The following is a 17667-nucleotide window of genomic DNA, read 5'->3' as shown; positions in this document are numbered from 1 at the left end:
GACGTTTCGCTCCCTTGGTTGAGACCGCCCCGTCTTCGCGGGGCGCAACCGGTAAGGAGCAACCGCCATGCCAGCGCGGGCGGGCAGGACGTCGCGGCCTAAGCCATTGATCTTTCTGCGTATGATTGCTGGTGAGAGCCGCAGTCGTTCGGATTTCCGAATGCGCCCGCCATCGGGCGTCCGGAAATCCGAACGCGGTGGATCACTCGCCGAGGCGGTTGGTCCAATCCTCCACCCGGCCGCTCTCGACCCGGCGCTGAGCCAGGGTGCGCCAGCCGGGCGCCAGAGGCTCCAAATCCGCGATGCCGGCCAGCGTGGGGAGGTCGCCGGTGTCGTGGTAGAAGGCGCGCAGGATGCGGGCCAGCGGCCAGTCGGGCAGGGGGCGCTCGATCAGCGAGATCTCGTCGCCGACGGCGGCGATGCCGGGCTCCAGCACGCGATAATACCAGCCGGTCCGGCCGGTGGATTGCACCCGCCGCGCCATGTCCTTCACGCCGAAGCGATGGTTCAGCTTCCAGCAGGGCTGGCGCCCCTGGCTGACCTGCAGGATCGCGGTGCCGATGCGGAAGACGTCGCCGACGCAGACCGTCTCCTCCGTCAGGCCCCGGGTGGACAGGTTCTCGCCGAAGGCGCCGACGCTATCGAGCAGCGGGACGGGGGCGGGCAGGTCGGTGCGCCAAGCCGCGTAATGGTCGAAGGGGTAATGGTGGACCGCCTTGTCCGGCCCGCCATGGTTGCGGCGGTCGGCCTGCTCGTCGCCCTCCAGACCGGCCGGACCGATGGCGACCGCGGCGTCGGTCGGATGCTTGCCGATGGCGCTGAGCGTGTCCGGCCGTCCGAACGGCACCGCCTTGCCGGTCAGAATGGCGGACAGGGTCGTGGTCTTCGTCATTGGCCGATCTCTTTGGTCTTATCGTTTCGCCTGCCCTCCCTTATCAGTTTCATGCCGTCCGTGCCACGAGGGAGCCCCGCCGCGCCATGCCCGCCTTTGCCGCCAACCTGACGATGATGTTCACGGAGTGGCCGTTCCTGGACCGCTTCGACGCCGCCGCCGATGCCGGTTTCCGGGCGGTCGAGTATCTGTTCCCCTACGACCATGCGCCGGACGAGGTGGCCCGGCGGCTGGAGCGCAACGGGTTGACCCAGGCGCTGTTCAACATGCCGCCCGGCGACTGGGCCGCCGGAGACCGCGGGCTGGCCGCCCTGCCGGAGCGGTTCGAGGAGTTCCGCGCCGGCGTCGCCAAGGCGCTGGACTATGCGGCGGCGACGGGCTGCCGCCGGCTGCACATGATGGCCGGGCTGGCCGATCCCGCCGATCCGGCGGCGGCCGGATCGTACCGGCGCGCCATGGACTACGCGGGCGAGGCGCTGTCGGCGCGCGGGATCGGGCTGCTGCTGGAGCCGATCAACGGCCGCGACATGCCGGGATATTTCCTGAATGATTTCAGTCTTGCCGAGCGGATGATCGCCGACTCCGGGCTGCCCAATGTCGGGCTGCAGTTCGACATTTACCACCGCCAGATCCTGCATGGCGACGTGACCATGGCGCTGCGCCGGCTGATGCCGCTGACCGGCCATGTCCAGATCGCCTCGGTCCCGTCGCGCAACGAGCCGGACGGCGAGGAGCTGAACTGGCCCTTCCTGTTCGGGGAACTGGACCGGCTGGGCTATGGCGGCTTCGTCGGCTGCGAGTACCGGCCGAGGTCCGCCACGCTGGAGGGGCTGGGCTGGTTCGCCCCGTACCGCGCGGCGGCGGGGCAGAACCGCTAGTCCAGTTTGTGGACGAAGTGGTGGCAGCCGATCCGGTAGCGCTTGCCCATATAGACACGGTGGGCGTCGCTGCGCTCCGGACCGACGCCGGAATCGAGGTGCAGCGCCTTGCAGTCCAGCCGTTCGGCCTCGGCCTTCGCCCAGTCAAGGATGAGGGAGGCATAGCCCCGGCCGCGATGCTCCGGCAGGGTCGCCATGTCGACGATGTAGAAGGACTTGCCCAGCCAGAGGGAATATTGCAGGCGGAATCCCATGACGCAGGCGGCCGGCCCGCCCGCTTCGGGGATGATGCCGGCGAGGCGATAGCCGTTCGGCCGCAGCACGGTGTCGATGATGTGGGTCATCTCGGCCGCATCGTATTTCGGCCAAAGCACCTGCAGGGCCGGCACCGCCGACGCCGTATTTCCTTCGGTAATCTCGCTGATCTCCGGCTGCACGATTCTTCCTCTTGGTTCCGGTGCCGTCGGCAGGATGGTCCGGATGGGGAGGAGGTTGCAAGGCCGGCTTGGGCGTGGCTGCCGTGCTGCGCGGTCAGTCGACGGTGAGGACGATCTTGCCCTGGACATGACCAGCGGCGGCGCGCTCGTGCGCCTTCCGTGCGTCGGCCAGCGGGAAGACGCTGTCGATGACCACGCGGATGGTGCCGGCGTCGATGAGCTTTCCGATTTCTGTCAGTTGGGCGCCGTTCGACCGGACCTGGGTGGCCGACACGGTGACGCCCAACTCCGCCGCTTCCGTACCGGCGTCGAAGCCCAGCGGGAAGATCGGGAACAGGGCGCCGCCGCGCTTCAGCGTCGGCAGGAAGCGGCGGGTGGCCGGGCCGCCGACCGCGTCGATGACGAGATCGGCCCCGCGCACGACATCCTCGGGCCTGATCCTGGTGTAGTCGATGACCTCGTCGGCACCGAGATCGCGCAGCAACGCCTCGTGCCGGCCGGAAGCCACGGCGATGACGCGCGCACCCTTCCATTTCGCGATCTGCAGAGCCAGATGCCCGACGCCGCCGCCGGCGCCGTTCACCAGCACGGTCCTGCCGGCGAGCGGCACCGGACGGTGCTGGTCCGGCTGCAACGGATTCGGTTCGTCGTGGCCGAGATCGACCAGGAACTGCCATGCGGTGAGCAGAGACATCGGCGCCGCGGCGGCATGCACATGGTCGATGCCCGGCGGTTTGATCCCGAGTTCCGATGCCGGGACCGTGACGTACTCGGCATAAGCCCGGCTGTCACCGGCGAGGCCGACGGGAAAGCGGACCATCGCATAGACCTCGTCGCCAACGGCGACTGTCCCAACATCGTCGCCGACGGCTTCGACCATGCCGGAAATGTCGGTTCCGGGGATGATGGGGAAGGACACCTGGGGTCGCCATTCGGGCGGAAGCGTCCGGCAGCCGTCGCGCAGATACCAGTCGGGGGGATTGAGGCCCACCGCGTGGACGCGGACGAGGACCTCGCCCGCTTTCGGCCGAGGTTTCGGCGCGTCTTCATAGACCAGGACCTCCGGACCGCCGAAGGCGTGCAGCCGCACCGCTTTCATCATTTCGCTCATCACAGTCTCCTTGGGAGAGGATCGGACCTGGACGAGCATATGATCGGCGGTTAGGGATTGATAATCGGCCTCGATAGCTGTTCAATTGTGCCATGAAAGAACAAATGGGCCTGGAACGGCTGACCGGGCTGATCGCATTCGCGCGCGCCGGATCGCTGGGCAGCTTCACCGCCGCCGCGCGGTCGCTGTCGATCTCGCCCTCCGCCGTCAGCAAGAGCGTGCAGCGGCTGGAGCAGCGGCTGGGGGTCTCGCTGTTTACCCGCACCACGCGCTCGCTGACGCTGACGCCGGAGGGGCGTGAGTTGCATGAACGCGCGGTGAGGCTGCTGCGCGATGCGGAGGAGATCGAGCAGGCGGCGATGGCGGCGCGATCGGAGCCGTCCGGCACCCTGCGGGTCGCGGCCCCGCTGCCGATCGGCGTCCATGTGATCGCGCCGGCATTGCCGGCCTTCCGCAAGCTCCACCCCAAGGTGACGGTCGATCTGCGCCTGAACGACCGGATGGTCGACATTGTCGAGGAGCGGATCGACATCGCCGTGCGCATCGGCGAATTGGCGGATTCCGGGCTGCTGTCGCGCCGGCTGGCTCCGCACCGGCTCTGCTGCTTCGCCTCGCCGGACTATCTGGCGGCGCGCGGCATGCCGATGCACCCCGACGAACTGGACGGGCATGACACCGTCCTTCTGCGCTATCAGAGCACGGGGCAGGCGCTGCGCTGGCCCTTCCTCATCGGCGGCCGGCTGGTGGAGGTCGTGCCGCCGGCCGGCATCGTCGTCGACGTCAGCGATGCGCTGGTCGCCGCGCTGGCGGCCGGCGGCGGCATCGGCATGGCCGCGACCTTCATCGCCGGCCCCCTTGTGGCGCGCGGCGAGCTGGTCCCGGTCCTTCCGGACTTCGCGGTCGAGCGGAACAACATCACGGCGCTCTGGCCGGAAAGCCGCCATACCAACCCGGCGGTGCGCGCCTTCCTGGCCCTGTTGCACGAGGTGTTTCAGGAGCGGATGACGGCCGCCGGCTTTCCGGCCTGAGCCTTCCCGTCACTCCAGCGGCTTCAGTTCGCCCAGCAGGGTCGGCAGCAGTTCGGCGACGGTGGGGTGGATGTGGACGGCGCGCTGCAGCGTGGGGTAGGGCGCCTTGGCGTACATCATGTCGAGCACGCCGTGGATCGCCTCGTCGCCGCCGGGGCCGAGAATCGCGGCGCCGAGAATCTCCCGGCTGTCGGCATCGACGACGATCCGCATGAAGCCGTCGGCCTCGCCCTTTTCCACCGCGCGGCCGACGCGGGTCATCGGCCGCTGGCCGACCAGCGCCCGACGGCCGGACCGGCGGACCGCCTCGTCGGTCATGCCGACGCGGGCGAGCGGCGGGTCGGTGTAGAGCGCGTAGGCCTGGATGCGGTCGTCGACGCTCCGCGGGTCGTCGTCCAGCAGGTTGGCGGCGACGATCTCGAAATCATTGTAGGCGGTGTGGGTGAAGGCGCCGCGCCCGTTGCAATCGCCCATCGCCCAGATGCTCGGCACGTTGGTGCGCAGCCGGTCGTCCACCGTGACATAGCCGCGGGAATCCGTCGCCACCCCGGCGCGGTCGAGCCCGAGGTCGCCGGTGTTGGGCGTGCGCCCGACCGCCAGCAGCACATGGCTTCCCACCACCGACGGGCTGCCGGAGGCGCAGTTCACCCCAACCTCAATGCCGTCGGCATGGGGCGCGAAGCGGATGCAGTCGGCCGACAGGCGGACGGTCACCCCCTCCTTCTCCAGCAGCTCCCGGATGGCGTATGAGACGTCGGGGTCCTCGCGGCCGATCAGCCGTTCCCCCTTCTCCACCACCGTCACCTCGGCGCCGAACCGGCGGTACATCTGGGCGAATTCCAGGCCGATGTAGCTGCCGCCGACCACGACCAGATGCCGCGGCACATGGTCGAGGTCGAGGATGGTGCCGCTGGTGAGAATATTGACGTCGCGGACGCCCGGCATGTCCGGCACCGCGGCGCGGGCGCCGACATTGAGGAAGATGCGCTCCGCCGTCAGCAGTTCGTCGCCGACGCGCACGCTGTTGGCCGATTCGAAGCGGGCATGGCCCTGCAGCACGCGGCAGTTCGGCATGCCGCGCAGCCAGCGTTCGACATTCTGGCGCGATCGGCCGGAGACGGCGTCCTTGCGCGCCTTGAGCCGCACCATGTCGATGCGCACCGGGCCGTCCAGCATCACGCCGTACTCGGCGGCGCGCTGGGCCATCCGCGCCACGCGGGCGCTGGCGATCAGCGTCTTGGTCGGGGTGCAGCCGGTGTTGACGCAGGTGCCGCCGAACAGCTTGCGTTCGATGACGGCCACGCTCATACCGGCGGCGGTGAGGCGTTCGGCGAGCGGCGGTCCGGCCTGGCCGGCTCCGATGATGATGGCGTCGACCATGGCGGGCTCCTGCGGCCTGAGGCATTCGTTGGGGGGAAGGGGTGGGGAAAGGATGGTAGCGCCGGTTCCGCGGCCTTCTCAACCAACCCAAGGTATGACTGGCGACAGCACGTCCAGATCGTTCAAGAAGCGGGAGGCATCGGCAGGCAAGCTGCGGGGATGGGAACGGCACATCCCGAGGTTGGAGACGGGCGCATGGGTGCGGATTGGGCGGGCGCGGAGTGGAGCGGTTCGCAGGCGGCGGGCCGGGCGGCCGAGCGGCGGCTGGGCGTGCTGGCGATTCCGCTGGCGCTGACCGTGTTCGTGATCGACACCTTCACCGACATCGAAAGCGCCATCGCGGTCCTGTATGTGCTGGTGCTTCTCCTGGCGGCCACCGCGCTGTCCCGGCGCGGCGTCCTGCGGGTGGCGGCGGGCTGCGCACTGCTGGCGGTGCTGTCCTTCTTCCTGTCGCACTGGCACGACATGGACCTGTCGGCAGTGCTGCGCTGCGGCGTTTCGCTGGCGGCCATCCTCATCACCGGTGCGCTGCTGGTGCGGGACCATGACTCGCGGGCATTGCTGGTCCGGGCCAACAACGCGCTGGCGCGCAGCGAACGGCGCTATCGCGGCATGTTCGAGCAGGCGCGCATTTCGCTGTGGGAACAGGATTTCACCGCCGTGACGGCGGCGCTCGACGCGCTGCGGGCGGACGGGGTGACGGACATCGCCGCCCATGCGCAGGCCAATCCCGGCTGGGCGCGGGAGATGGGCGCGTCGGTCGTCACCACCAACGTCAACGACGCCACCCTGGAACTGCTGGGCGCCGCCGGCCGGGCGGAGGTGCTGGGGCCGCTCGAACGCTTCCTTCCCGCCGAGGATTCGGCGCTGCCGCAGATACTTCTGGCGTTTTGGGACCGGCGCGACCGCTTCGAGGGGAGGGCGCAGCTGATCGCCGCCGACGGGCGCACGCTGACTGTGCTGCTGGGCATCAGCTTTCCGGACGACGGCGTCGGCTTCGACCGGGTGGTGGTCGGCGTCGTCGACATCACACAGCGCGAACGCACGCAGGAGGCGCTGCTGGCGGCCCAGGCGGAACTCGCCCGCGCGGCGCGCGCCGCCACGCTGGGCGCCCTGTCCGCCTCCATCGCCCACGAGCTGAACCAGCCGCTGGGCGCAATCGTGCTGAACGCGCAGGCCTGCCTGCGCTGGCTGCGCCGCGACCCGCCGGACATCGAGACCGCCGCCAAGGCGGTGGACCGCATGGTCCGCGACGGCAAGCGTGCCGCCGACATCGTGCAGCGGACCCGCGGCATGCTGGTCAAGGACACCCGCTGCGACGAGACCATCGACCTGCGCCAGCTGGTGGAGGAGGTGGCGCTGCTGCTGGAGCGCGAGCTGTCGGCCGCCGCGACGGTGCTGGTCAGCGGCTTCGCGCCCGATGTGCCGCCGGTGCGGGGCAGCCGGGTCGGCTTGCAGCAGGTGCTGATCAACCTCGTCACCAACGGCCTGCACGCCATGGCGGAGGCGGGGAGCCCGCGCCGCGAACTGACCATCACCGTCGAGCTTGCGGGGGACGGCAACGAGGTGAGTGTGGCTGTCCGCGACCGCGGCCGGGGCATCGACGAGGCCAGCCGCGCCCGCCTGTTCGATCCCTTCTTCACCACCCGGCCGGACGGCATGGGCATGGGGCTGTCGATCTGCCGGTCCACCGTCGAATCCTGCGGCGGCACGCTGACCGCGCACAACCATGCGGAAGGTGGGGCGGTGTTCGAGTTCACCATACCCGCGGCCTTGCCCCAGCCCCCGGCATCTTCCGGGCCGCTGCCCGCGTTTTCCGGATCGCCGGCCGTTCCGCCGGCGCCGGCACGAGAGGACTGACCGCCATGCCACAAAGCCCCGCCCTGCCGCCCGTCACAGATGATCCGCTGGTTCTCGTCGTGGATGACGATGCCGGCATGCGGGAGGCGGTGGTCGATTTGCTGCGGTCGGTCGGCATCGAAAGCCTCGCCTTCGGCAGCACGGCCGAACTGCTGGCGGCGGCGGTTCCCGACCGGCCGGGCTGCCTGATCCTGGACGTGCGGCTTCCCGGCCTGGGCGGGCTGGAGTTCCAGACGAGGCTGGACAGCCTGGGCATCGCGCTGCCCATCGTCTTCATGACCGGTTTCGCCGACGTGCCGATGTCGGTTCGGGCGATGAAGGCGGGAGCGATGGATTTCCTCATCAAGCCCTTCCGCGACCAGGACATGCTGGACGCGGTGGAGGCCGCGATCGCCCGCGACCGGTCCAGGCGGCGCGATCGGGCCGCCGCGATGACGGTGGAATCTCTGGCCGCGACCCTGACCCCGCGGGAGCGCGAGGTGATGGCCGAGGTGGTCAAGGGCCGGCTGAACAAGCAGATCGCCGGCGATCTCGGCATCAGCGAGGTGACCGTGAAGCTGCACCGCGGCAAGGTGATGCGGAAGATGCAGGTGCGCTCGGTCGCCGACCTCGTCCGCAAGGCGGAGGTGCTGGACCCGGAGGAGTAGACCCCCGAGGAATGGACCCCTTAGGAATAGACCCCCTAGGAATAGACCTAGGTGTGGTATCTCCCCGCGGTCCCGTCCGGCTAGGATGCGCGTGGCGCCAGGGAACGGCGCCTCCATCCGGTCGAGGCATCACGAATTGTCCAACGCACCCCTGATAGCGGTGGTCGATGACGACGAGGCGATCCGCGAGGCGCTGGACGACCTGCTGCGGTCCGTCGGCTTCCGCTGCCGGTCCTTCGTCTCCGCCGAGGATTTCCTGGCGCAATTCCTGACCAGCGCCGACCGCGGCGATATCGACTGCATCATCCTGGACGTGCGCATGCCCGGCCTGTCCGGGCTGGAGATGCAGGAGCGGCTGAACGCCGACGGCGGCGGACATCCGCCGATCCTGTTCATGACCTCCTATGCCGACGAAGCCACACGGGCGCGGGCCATCGGCGGCGGCGCCCGCGACGTGCTGGGCAAGCCGGTGGACGCCCATATCCTGATCGCCTCGCTGAACAGCGCCATCGCGGCGGGGTGACGGCCGGGGGCGGCCTGCGCGTGTGCGGGGCAACCCGTTCGCTCCCTCTTCTGATCTGTTGTGCTCCGTCGATTTCCCAACGAACCTGCCGGGCCGCAAATGGCGATCGCGTGGCAGCGTTCGGCAATCCCCGGCGGTTAAGGATTGAGCGGGGCCGGACGGGAGACGGAGCAATGACGGTCGCAACCCTCAGCACCAAGGCCGGACTCGGGGCGCCATGAGCTTCCTGACCCGCCTGCTGCTGCTCGTGTTCCTGGCCCTGGTGCCGGTCTGCGCCCTGGAGGTGTGGAACCAGATCGACCTGCGCCGCCAGCGTTCGGAGGAAATCCACGAGCATGCGCGGCAGCTTCTCAGCCTGCTCGGCGGCGAGCAGCAGCGCCTCGTCGAAGGCGTGCGCCAGATGCTGGAACTGCTGGCCGAGACGTCGGCCGCGCAGGCTCTCGATGCGTCGGCCTGCCAGGCGCTGCTGACGCGCACGGGCGCGCGGATCGCGGATTATCTGTCGATCAACCTCGCCGGCACGGACGGGGTCATCCTCTGCTCCACCAACGCGGCCCTGGCCGGACGGACCATCGCCGACCGGATGCATGTGCGCGCAGCCCTGGAAAGCGGCGGCTTCACCGTCGGCGAGTTCATCCGGCAGCGTCACAACGGCAAGCCCGCCATGCCGTTCGGCCTGCCGATCCGCCGCAACAGCGCCGACGGTCCGCCGATCGGCGTGGTCACGGCGCTGATCGATCTCGGCTGGCTCGAACGCTATCTTTCCGAACACCCGCTTCCCGACAACGCGTCGCTGCTGGTGGCCGACAGCAACGGCACCGTGCTGGCCCACGTGCCGGCAAGCTCCGGACTTGTCGGCAGCACGCTTCCGCAACGGTTCCGCCCCCTGCTGGACGCCGACGCCGTGGGAACCGCCCGATTGCTGGGGATCGACGGCATCGAGCGGGTTTTCGCCTATGTTCCGCTGTCGGCCGGGGTCCGGCATATCTTCGTGGCCATCGGCATCGACCATGATGCGGCGATGCGCGGCATCGACGACGCGCTGTGGCGGTCGCTGATCTGGATCGCCGCCACGCTGATGCTGGGCCTGCTGGCGGCGTACCTGATCGCCAAACGCCATATCCATCTGCCGGTGACGGCGTTGATCGCCGCGACCGAACGCTGGCGTTCCGGTGACCGCTCCGCCCGCGTCGGCGCGGTGGACGGCCCGGAAATGAGCCGGCTCGGGCTGTCGTTCGATGCGCTGGCCGAAGACCTCGACCGGCAGATGCAAGCCAACGAGGCGGCGTCCGCCGCGCTGCGCGCCAGCGAGGAACGGCTCCGCGCCCTGGTCGAGAACGCGCCGCACATGATGTGGGTGAACCATCCGGACGGCACGCTGGAATTCGTCAACGCCGCCTTCCGCGCCTACACCGGCCGCATGACGACCGAGGCCAACCGGATGGAAGACCTCCATCCGGACGATGTCGGGCATGTCCAGGCGATCCGCGCCCGCGCCATCGCCGTCGGCGCGCCGCACGAATACGAACTGCGCCTGCGCCGGGCCGACGGAGCCTACCGGTGGCATCTGAGCCGCACCCACCCGATCCACCAGGGCGGACGGATCGTCGCCTGGTATGGCGGCGCGGTCGACATCCACGACATCCACCGCGCCCGTGACGCGGCGGAGGAAGCCGGCCGCAGCAAGAGCCGCTTTCTCGCCGCCGCCAGCCACGATCTGCGCCAGCCGATGCAGTCGATCCTGCTGTTCGCCGAGGTGCTGCGGCCACACCTGACCGACGGCCCCGGCCTGGACGCGCTCGGCCGTCTCCAGCACGGCCTGGAGATTCTCAAAGGGCTGCTGGACGGGCTGCTCGACATCTCCCGCCTGGACGCCGGCATCGTGGCGCCGCAGCTGGAGGAGTTCCGGGCGTCGGATCTGCTGAGGAGCCTGGACGACGCCTATGCGCCGCTCGCCCAGGAAAAGGGGCTGGACTGGCGGGTGGTGCCCTGCCAAACGACGATCCGCAGCGACCGTGTCCTGCTCGGCCGCATGCTGCGCAATCTGGTGGAGAACGCCATCCGCTACACCGACCGGGGCGGGGTCACGGTCGAATGCACCCTGCAGGCCGATCATCTGCTGATCGGGGTTCGCGACAGCGGATGCGGCATCCCGGCCGACCAGATCCACCGCATCTTCGAAGAGCTGTATCAGATCGAGAATCCAGAGCGGGACCGCAACCAGGGGCTGGGACTGGGGCTGGCGATCGTCCGTCGCCTGTCGGACCTGCTGGATCATCCCGTCACCGTGCATTCGCAGTCCGGGCAGGGGTCGCTGTTCAGCATTGCCGTGCCGCTCGCCACCGAAGACCGCGCCGCGGAGCCCCAGCCCGCCGAGGCGGCGCCGGCACCGCCGGAGCGGGGGGAGACGCGGCTGGCGGTGGTCGTGGATGACGATCCCATCGTCCTGGCCGGGATGGAGAGCATCCTTCACGCCTGGAAATTCGACGTGATCGCCGCCGATTCCACCGACCACGCGGTGGAGAGCCTGGAACGGGACGGGCGGCGGCCGGACATCCTCATCGTCGACTATCGCCTGCGGGACAAGCGCATCGGCACGGAGGCCATCCTGCGCATCCGTGCGATGCACGATCCGGCCATTCCCGGCCTGATCGTCACCGGGGAGATCGGCACCGAACCGCAGAACGATGCGCTCAGATACGGCTTCCACCTGCTGCACAAGCCGGTCACCCCGCGCACGCTGGCCGCCGCGCTCAGCCGGCATCTTGCGGGGAGCGATGGCGAAGATCGGACAGCGGTCGCCGACGGCGCCGGTCGACCGTCAGCGGACCTCTGAGTTATCGGTGGGGGCAATGACACTCCCAGTCAATTTTTTCGGGCAGCACATCAGCACCGACGGAACATTTCGCCTGCACCGTGTTTGTCTGCAGACATGGAAGTGAAGGAGCCATTGGTGCCCAAGCCGATCCCGATTGAAAAAGTGCAGACCGGAATTCCGGAATTCGACCTGATTTTGCGTGGAGGACTGCCGCGCGGCCGAATACATCTGCTGGAAGGCGCACCGGGTACCGGGAAGACGACCATCGCCCTGCAACTTCTGGCGCAGACGCGCGATGACGGCAGGAAAGGGCTTTATATCACGCTGTCGGAAAGTGCGCCGGAGCTGGAGGCGACCGCCGCCAGCCACGGCTGGTCGCTGGACGGCATCGCGCTGTTCGACATCGTGCCGATCGAAGCGCGGCTGGATCGCCAGCAGAGCGTGCTCTACCCGTCGGAGGTGGAACTGGGCGAGACCGTGCGCCTGATCATCGACCGCATCGAGGAGGAAAACCCCGAAGTGGTGGTGATCGACACCGTTTCGGAACTGCGGCTGCTCACCCAGGATCACCTGAGCTACCGGCGGCAGGTCCTGGCGCTCAAGCAGTTCCTGCAGAACCGCCGCTGCACCACGCTGATCCTCGACGACCTGACCCATCAGGAAAGCACGACGGAGCTGCACAGTCTGGTGCACAGCGTGATCGTGCTGGAACAGAGCGAACGATCCTACGGCGCGGCACGCCGCCGCCTGCGCATCGCCAAGATGCGCGGAGCCGAGTACCAGAGCGGCTGGCACGATTTCGCCATCACCGAACGCAATGTCCTGGTCTTCCCCAGCCTGATCGCCGAGGAGCATCGCAGCGACTTCGAGCCGGAGGAGATGGAAAGCGGACTGACGGCCCTGGACGAACTGATGGGCGGCGGCCTGACGCACGGGACCACGACGATCCTCGTCGGTCCGTCGGGCGCCGGAAAATCGTCCCTCGCCCTGCAATATGTCGCGGCGGCGGTCAAACGTGGCGAGCATGCCACCTATTTCTCGTTCGACGAGAACTTCAAGACGTTGGAGCTGCGCAGTTCGGCGTTGGGGATCGACATCGTCGAGGCCGTGCGCCGGAACCGCGTCGGCTGGCACCGCGCCAACCCGTCCCGCCTGTCGCCCGGCCAATTCGTCTGGCAGGTCCGCCGCGAGGTCGAGGATCGCGATGCCCGCATCGTGGTGATCGACAGCCTGAACTCCTACCTCAGCACCATGCCGGAGGAGCAGGCGCTTGTCCTGCAGATGCACGAACTGCTGACCTACCTGAACAACAAGGGCGTGGTCACCATCCTGATCCTGGCGCAGCAGGGCATCATCGGCGACGTGCAGAACCCCGTCGACCTTTCCTTCATGAGCGACACCGTGGTCCTGCTGCGCTTCTTCGAAGCCGGGGGCGAGGTTCGCAAGGCGATTTCGGTGGTCAAGAAGCGCACCGGCGTCCATGAAGTGTCGATCCGCGAATTCCGGCTGTTCCCGGACGGCATGCAGGTCGGCCCGCAACTGATGGAATTCCAAGGCGTGTTGACGGGAGTGCCGCATTATGACGGTCCGGCGGAGCCGCTTCTGCGCGGTCATGCAGAGGGCAGGTGAACGACGCCGATGCGCACGTCCATCCTTGTCCTGGCCCCGGAGGGGCGGGATGCCGAGGTGATCGGCTCGGTCCTCGGCGAGATCGGCCTGGAAACGCAATCCTGCTTGGATATGGCGGCTCTGTGCCGAAGCCTCGGTGACGAAACCACGGCGCTGGTGCTCTCCGAAGGGGCACTGGACGATGTCGGGCCTCTGGCGGCGTGGCTGGAGGGCCAGCCTCCCTGGTCGGACCTGCCCATCGTGATCCTGACCTCGCGCGGCAGCCGGCTGGCCGGCCGCGGTCGTCAAGCCTTCTTCCAGTCGCTCGGCAACGTCACGCTGCTGGACCGGCCGCTGCACCGCGAGGCGCTGCAGAGCGCCGCGCAGGCGGCGCTGCGCAGCCGGACGCGCCAATACCGCACCCGCAGCCATCTGGACCAGATCACCCAGGCCACCAGCCGCCTGGAGGAGCGGGTCGCCGACCGGACGCGGGCCTTGCAGGCCGAGATGGCGGATCGGCGGCGGGCCGAGACGGCCCTGCTGCAGGCCCAGAAGATGGAGGCGCTCGGGCAGCTGACCGGCGGCGTGGCGCATGACTTCAACAACCTGCTCCAGGGCATCGTCAGCTGCCTCGCCGTTCTGGAACCCACGGTGTCCGACGGCACCCCGCGCCAGCTGTTCGAGGCGGCGAACCGTTCGATCGAGCGGGGCGCAAAACTGACGCAGTCGCTGCTGTCCTTCGCGCGGCGCCAGATGCTGATGCCGGAGGCCACCGACCTCGGCGACCTGCTGTCCGGCATGGGCCCGTTGGTGGAGCGCACGCTGGGCGGCCAGATCGCCGTCACGATCGATGTGCCGCCCGGACTTCCCGCGGTGCTGATCGACCGGGCCCAATTCGAATCCGCCATCCTGAACCTCGTCATCAATGCCCGCGACGCGATGCCGGCGGGTGGTCGGCTGTCGATGACGGCATTCGTCGCCACGGTGGGCCGCGACGGCGGGGGAGATTTGCCGGTGGAACTGGCTCCCGGGACCTATGTGGCGGTCCGGGTGGAGGATAGCGGCAGCGGGATCGACCCGACGGTGATGCCGCACGTTTTCGAGCCGTTCTTCACCACCAAGCCGGTCGGCGAGGGATCGGGGATCGGCCTGTCGATGGTCCATGGCATGGCGACGCAGTCCGGCGGCGGCATCCACATCGACAGTACGCCGGGCGCCGGAACCGCGATCACCCTGTACCTGCCCAGCACTTCCACCGGCACCGCCATGCCGGATGCGCCCGCTGCCGAGGTCGAACCCGGCGCCGGGCGCACCATCCTGCTGGTGGAGGATGATGCGATCGTGCGAATGGGGACGATGGCGCTGCTGGAGAATCTCGGTCATCAGGTCATCGAGGCGGACAGCGGCGAGGAGGCCCTGGCGGTTCTCAGCGACGGGGCGGAGATCGACGCCCTGGTCACCGACTTCGCCATGCCCGGCATGAACGGTGCCGCCGTGGTGCGGGGCGCCCGGCAATTGCGCCCCGGAATACCGGCGCTGATCGTCACCGGCTATGCCGACACGCCGGACTTCGGGGAGGCGGTGCGCCTGCTGCGCAAGCCCTTCACCCCCCACCAGATCGCCGACTGCCTCGCGGCCATGCTGCCGGAGTGACAGGCCGGGGAGGCCGTCACGTCGGCGCGTAGAGCTTCAGCGCCTCCGGCATCAGGCGGTTCATCTGGCCGATGCGGTCGTCGATGCCGGGGTGGGTGGACAGGAACACCGGCGGTTGCGATCCGGCCTGCCGCATGTTGCCCCACAGCGCCACGGCCTCGCGCGGGTCGTAGCCGGCGCGCGCCATCAGCATCAGCCCGTCGCGGTCGGCCTCCAGCTCCTGGTTGCGCGAGTAGGGCAGGATCAGGCCGTATTGCGCACCGGTGCCGAGCGCCGCGGCGATCTGCTGGCTGCCGGGAACGCCGCCGGCGCCCAGTGCCGCGCCGACGATGCCGGCTCCCGCCTCCGACGCCATCTGGGTGCTGACCCGCTCGGCGGCGTGGGCATCCAGATTGTGGGCGATCTCGTGCCCGACCACCGCGGCCAGCTGCGCGTCGTTCCTGGCGTAGCGGAACAGCCCTTCATAGACGCCGATCTTCTGGCCGGGGAGGGCGAAGGCATTGGCCTCCTCACCTTGGAAGACGCGAACCTCCCATTTCGAGGCGTCGAGGCCGGCGGCACGCAGCAGGCGCGCCGACACCTCCTCCGCCCGGCGCTGGTAGGATTGGTTGGTGGTGGCCGGCGTGGAGGAGACCAGGCGTTGCCAGTCCTGTTTGCCCAGATCGGCGAGCTGTTCCTGCGAGACGAGGTTGAGGCCGAGCCCCGTCGCCCCGCTGCCGCAGCCGGCCAGAGCCAGGCATCCGCCCAACATCGCCGCGAGACGCAGCGCACGGGTCCTTTCGTTCGGCATGAGTGAATCGCTCCCTGCATTTGCTTTCCAGCTTAACCCTGGCATGTCCTGACGGTTCCAAGAAAGCTGTCCATACGGGGCGCATCAGCGGTCGCCGTCCCCGGCCCTGATGAAATCGAGGAAGGCCCTGAGCGGAGCCGGCACCAGACGGCGCCCGGCATAATAGAGGAAGGGGCCGGAAAAGCTTTGCCACCAGGGTTCGAGAACGGGCTCCAGCGCGCCGCTGTCCAGATGCGGGCGCAGCCATTGCTCGAACAGATGGACCACGCCGACGCCGGACACCGCCGCGTCGATCGCGAGTTCCATGCCACCTCCCGGACCCACCACCAGCGGACCGGGCGGATCGAGCCGGATCACCTCCCCGTCGCGCTCGAACTCCCACAGCGGAAAGGCGCCGCTGGCAAAGCGCCCGCGCAGGCAGGCATGGACCATCAGGTCGCGCGGATGTTCCGGCCGTCCCTTCGCGCGGAGATAGGCGGGCGAGGCCGCGGTCGCGAAACGCTGGCGGCGGGGGCCGATGGGAACCGCGATCATGTCCTGCTCCAGCCGCTCGTCATAGCGGATGCCGGCGTCGCAGCCGGCCGCCAGCACGTCGACGAAGCTGTCCTCCGCCATCACCTCCACCCGGATTTCGGGATAGGCGGCGAGGAAGCGCGGCAGGATCCCCGGCAGGACCAGCCTTGCCACGCTGACCGGCACATTCAGCCGGAGGGTTCCCGCCACCCGGTCGCGGAAGCCGTTCACCACATCGAGCGCGGCATCGACCTCGCGCAATGCGGGGGCGAGCCGGGCCAGCAGACGCTCCCCCGCCTCCGTCAGCACCACGCTGCGCGTGGTCCGGTTGAGCAGCCTCACGCCCAGTTGCGCCTCCAGCCGCCGCACGGCCTCGCTGAGGGCCGAGGCGCTGGCGTTGCTGGCGCGGGCGGCTTCGCGGAAGCCACGGGCGCGGGCCACCGCGACGAAGGCGTTCAGGTCCCCCAGGTCATGCTGCATTGTTCGCTGATCCGCACAGGCTGTCCCGACTGTGCAGACTAATCGAACAGGGCGATGGCGACTAGATTTGCCGAGACCAAAACGGAGGCCATCATGTCCATCCTAGACAAATCCAAGCTCGACAAATCCGGCCGTTTCACCCTCGGCGGCAAGACCGTCAGGCGGCTCGGCTATGGCGCCATGCAGCTTGCCGGTCCCGGCGTGTTCGGCCCGCCGAAGGACCATGACGCGGCGATCGCCGTGCTTCGCCACGCCGTCGAAGCCGGCGTGAACCACATCGACACCAGCGACTTCTATGGCCCGCATGTCACCAACCGCCTGATCCGCGAAGCGCTGGCGCCCTATCAGGACGATCTGCTGATCGTGACCAAGATCGGCGCCCGGCGCGGCGACGATGCGTCCTGGCTGCCGGCGGCCTCGCCCGACGAGCTGCGGCAGGCCGTGCATGACAATCTGCGCAATCTCAGCCTGGACGTGCTCGACGTCGTCAATCTGCGGCTGTGGGGCGACCATGGCCACGCACCGGCCGAAGGGTCGATCGAGCGGGAACTGAGCGTGCTGGCCGACCTGCAGCGGCAGGGGCTGGTCCGGCACATCGGCCTCAGCAACGTCACCGCGGTCCAAGTCGAGGAAGGCCGCCGCATCTGCGAGATCGTCTGCGTGCAGAACCACTACAACCTCGTGCACCGGGCGGACGACGCGCTGATCGATGACCTTGCCGGCGAGGGGATCGCCTATGTGCCGTTCTTCCCGCTCGGCGGCTTCTCGCCACTGCAGTCGGACCAGTTGTCGGACGTCGCCCGTCGGCTCGGCGCGACACCGATGCAGGTGGCGCTCGCCTGGTTGCTGAAGCGGGCGCCCAATGTGCTGCTGATTCCGGGCACCTCTTCGGTCGGTCACCTGCGCGAGAATTTGGCGGCGGCCGAGCTGGATTTGCCCGCCGATGCCCTGGAGCTGTTGGATCGCTTGGTCCAATAGCCCCGACGGCACCGTGGATGTCACATGGGAGCCGGTCGATAAGGGGGGCTGCCCGAACCGGTTCCCATATC

15 protein-coding genes are annotated in these 17667 nt (G+C 68.8%); 9 read left to right on the top strand and 6 right to left on the bottom strand.

Features of this window, described 5'->3' with window-relative positions:
- Positions 1-202: 202 nt before the first annotated feature.
- On the bottom strand, positions 203-892 hold the full coding sequence (locus ACCD06_RS31095) for an MOSC domain-containing protein (RefSeq protein WP_413346035.1): 690 nt from the start codon (positions 890-892) through the stop codon (positions 203-205).
- Between the two features lie 86 nt (positions 893-978).
- On the opposite strand from ACCD06_RS31095, the gene otnI reads away from it, so the two are divergent.
- Positions 979-1770 (top strand): 2-oxo-tetronate isomerase, encoded by a 792-nt coding sequence (otnI, locus tag ACCD06_RS31090; protein WP_413346033.1) that lies wholly within the window; start codon positions 979-981, stop codon positions 1768-1770.
- On the opposite strand, the gene ACCD06_RS31085 is transcribed toward otnI, so the two are convergent.
- The gene (locus ACCD06_RS31085; RefSeq protein ID WP_413346031.1) at positions 1767-2207 is read right to left on the bottom strand and encodes a GNAT family N-acetyltransferase; all 441 of its coding nucleotides are present in this window, start codon (positions 2205-2207) and stop codon (positions 1767-1769) included. The two genes, otnI and ACCD06_RS31085, sit on opposite strands and share 4 nt — an antisense overlap.
- A 94-nt stretch (positions 2208-2301) precedes the next feature.
- Positions 2302-3318, bottom strand: coding sequence for an NADP-dependent oxidoreductase (locus ACCD06_RS31080; protein ID WP_413346029.1), 1017 nt, complete (start codon positions 3316-3318; stop codon positions 2302-2304).
- Between the two features lie 92 nt (positions 3319-3410).
- Between ACCD06_RS31080 and ACCD06_RS31075 the strand changes: the two genes are divergently transcribed.
- Positions 3411-4346 (top strand): LysR substrate-binding domain-containing protein, encoded by a 936-nt coding sequence (locus tag ACCD06_RS31075; protein ID WP_413346027.1) that lies wholly within the window; start codon positions 3411-3413, stop codon positions 4344-4346.
- Positions 4347-4355: 9 nt separating this feature from the next.
- On the opposite strand, the gene ACCD06_RS31070 is transcribed toward ACCD06_RS31075, so the two are convergent.
- Positions 4356-5726 (bottom strand): FAD-containing oxidoreductase, encoded by a 1371-nt coding sequence (locus ACCD06_RS31070; RefSeq protein WP_413346025.1) that lies wholly within the window; start codon positions 5724-5726, stop codon positions 4356-4358.
- A 195-nt stretch (positions 5727-5921) separates the two neighbouring features.
- Here ACCD06_RS31070 and ACCD06_RS31065 point away from each other — a divergent pair, with 195 nt between their 5' ends.
- The 6 genes from ACCD06_RS31065 (at position 5922) to ACCD06_RS31040 (ending at position 14835) form a co-directional block, all read left to right on the top strand.
- The gene (locus ACCD06_RS31065) at positions 5922-7586 is read left to right on the top strand and encodes an ATP-binding protein (protein ID WP_413346023.1); all 1665 of its coding nucleotides are present in this window, start codon (positions 5922-5924) and stop codon (positions 7584-7586) included.
- A 5-nt stretch (positions 7587-7591) separates the two neighbouring features.
- On the top strand, positions 7592-8233 hold the full coding sequence (locus ACCD06_RS31060) for a response regulator transcription factor (protein ID WP_413346021.1): 642 nt from the start codon (positions 7592-7594) through the stop codon (positions 8231-8233).
- Positions 8234-8369: 136 nt separating this feature from the next.
- Positions 8370-8756 (top strand): response regulator transcription factor, encoded by a 387-nt coding sequence (locus ACCD06_RS31055; RefSeq protein ID WP_247871298.1) that lies wholly within the window; start codon positions 8370-8372, stop codon positions 8754-8756.
- A gap of 217 nt (positions 8757-8973) precedes the next feature.
- A complete protein-coding gene (locus ACCD06_RS31050) occupies positions 8974-11592 on the top strand; it encodes an ATP-binding protein (protein ID WP_413346019.1) in 2619 nt (872 codons plus the stop codon).
- A gap of 117 nt (positions 11593-11709) precedes the next feature.
- Positions 11710-13203: an ATPase domain-containing protein gene (locus ACCD06_RS31045; protein ID WP_413346017.1), complete on the top strand. Its 1494-nt coding sequence runs from the start codon at positions 11710-11712 to the stop codon at positions 13201-13203.
- Between the two features lie 9 nt (positions 13204-13212).
- Complete coding sequence (locus ACCD06_RS31040) at positions 13213-14835, top strand: ATP-binding protein (RefSeq protein ID WP_413346015.1); 1623 nt, start codon at positions 13213-13215, stop codon at positions 14833-14835.
- Positions 14836-14851: 16 nt separating this feature from the next.
- Here ACCD06_RS31040 and ACCD06_RS31035 read toward each other — a convergent pair whose 3' ends face one another.
- Positions 14852-15625: a M48 family metallopeptidase gene (locus tag ACCD06_RS31035; protein ID WP_109156288.1), complete on the bottom strand. Its 774-nt coding sequence runs from the start codon at positions 15623-15625 to the stop codon at positions 14852-14854.
- A gap of 84 nt (positions 15626-15709) precedes the next feature.
- On the bottom strand, positions 15710-16618 hold the full coding sequence (locus ACCD06_RS31030) for a LysR substrate-binding domain-containing protein (RefSeq protein ID WP_413346012.1): 909 nt from the start codon (positions 16616-16618) through the stop codon (positions 15710-15712).
- 93 nt (positions 16619-16711) lie between these two features.
- On the opposite strand from ACCD06_RS31030, the gene ACCD06_RS31025 reads away from it, so the two are divergent.
- Positions 16712-17596, top strand: a complete 885-nt coding sequence (locus ACCD06_RS31025; RefSeq protein ID WP_413346010.1) for an aldo/keto reductase family oxidoreductase — start codon at positions 16712-16714, stop codon at positions 17594-17596.
- Positions 17597-17667: the final 71 nt, after the last annotated feature.

This window comes from Azospirillum sp. CT11-132, from assembly GCF_047302835.1.
Lineage (GTDB): Bacteria > Pseudomonadota > Alphaproteobacteria > Azospirillales > Azospirillaceae > Azospirillum.
Note: the sequence above shows the minus strand (reverse complement) of the source record. Positions and strands in the feature narration are given on the sequence as shown.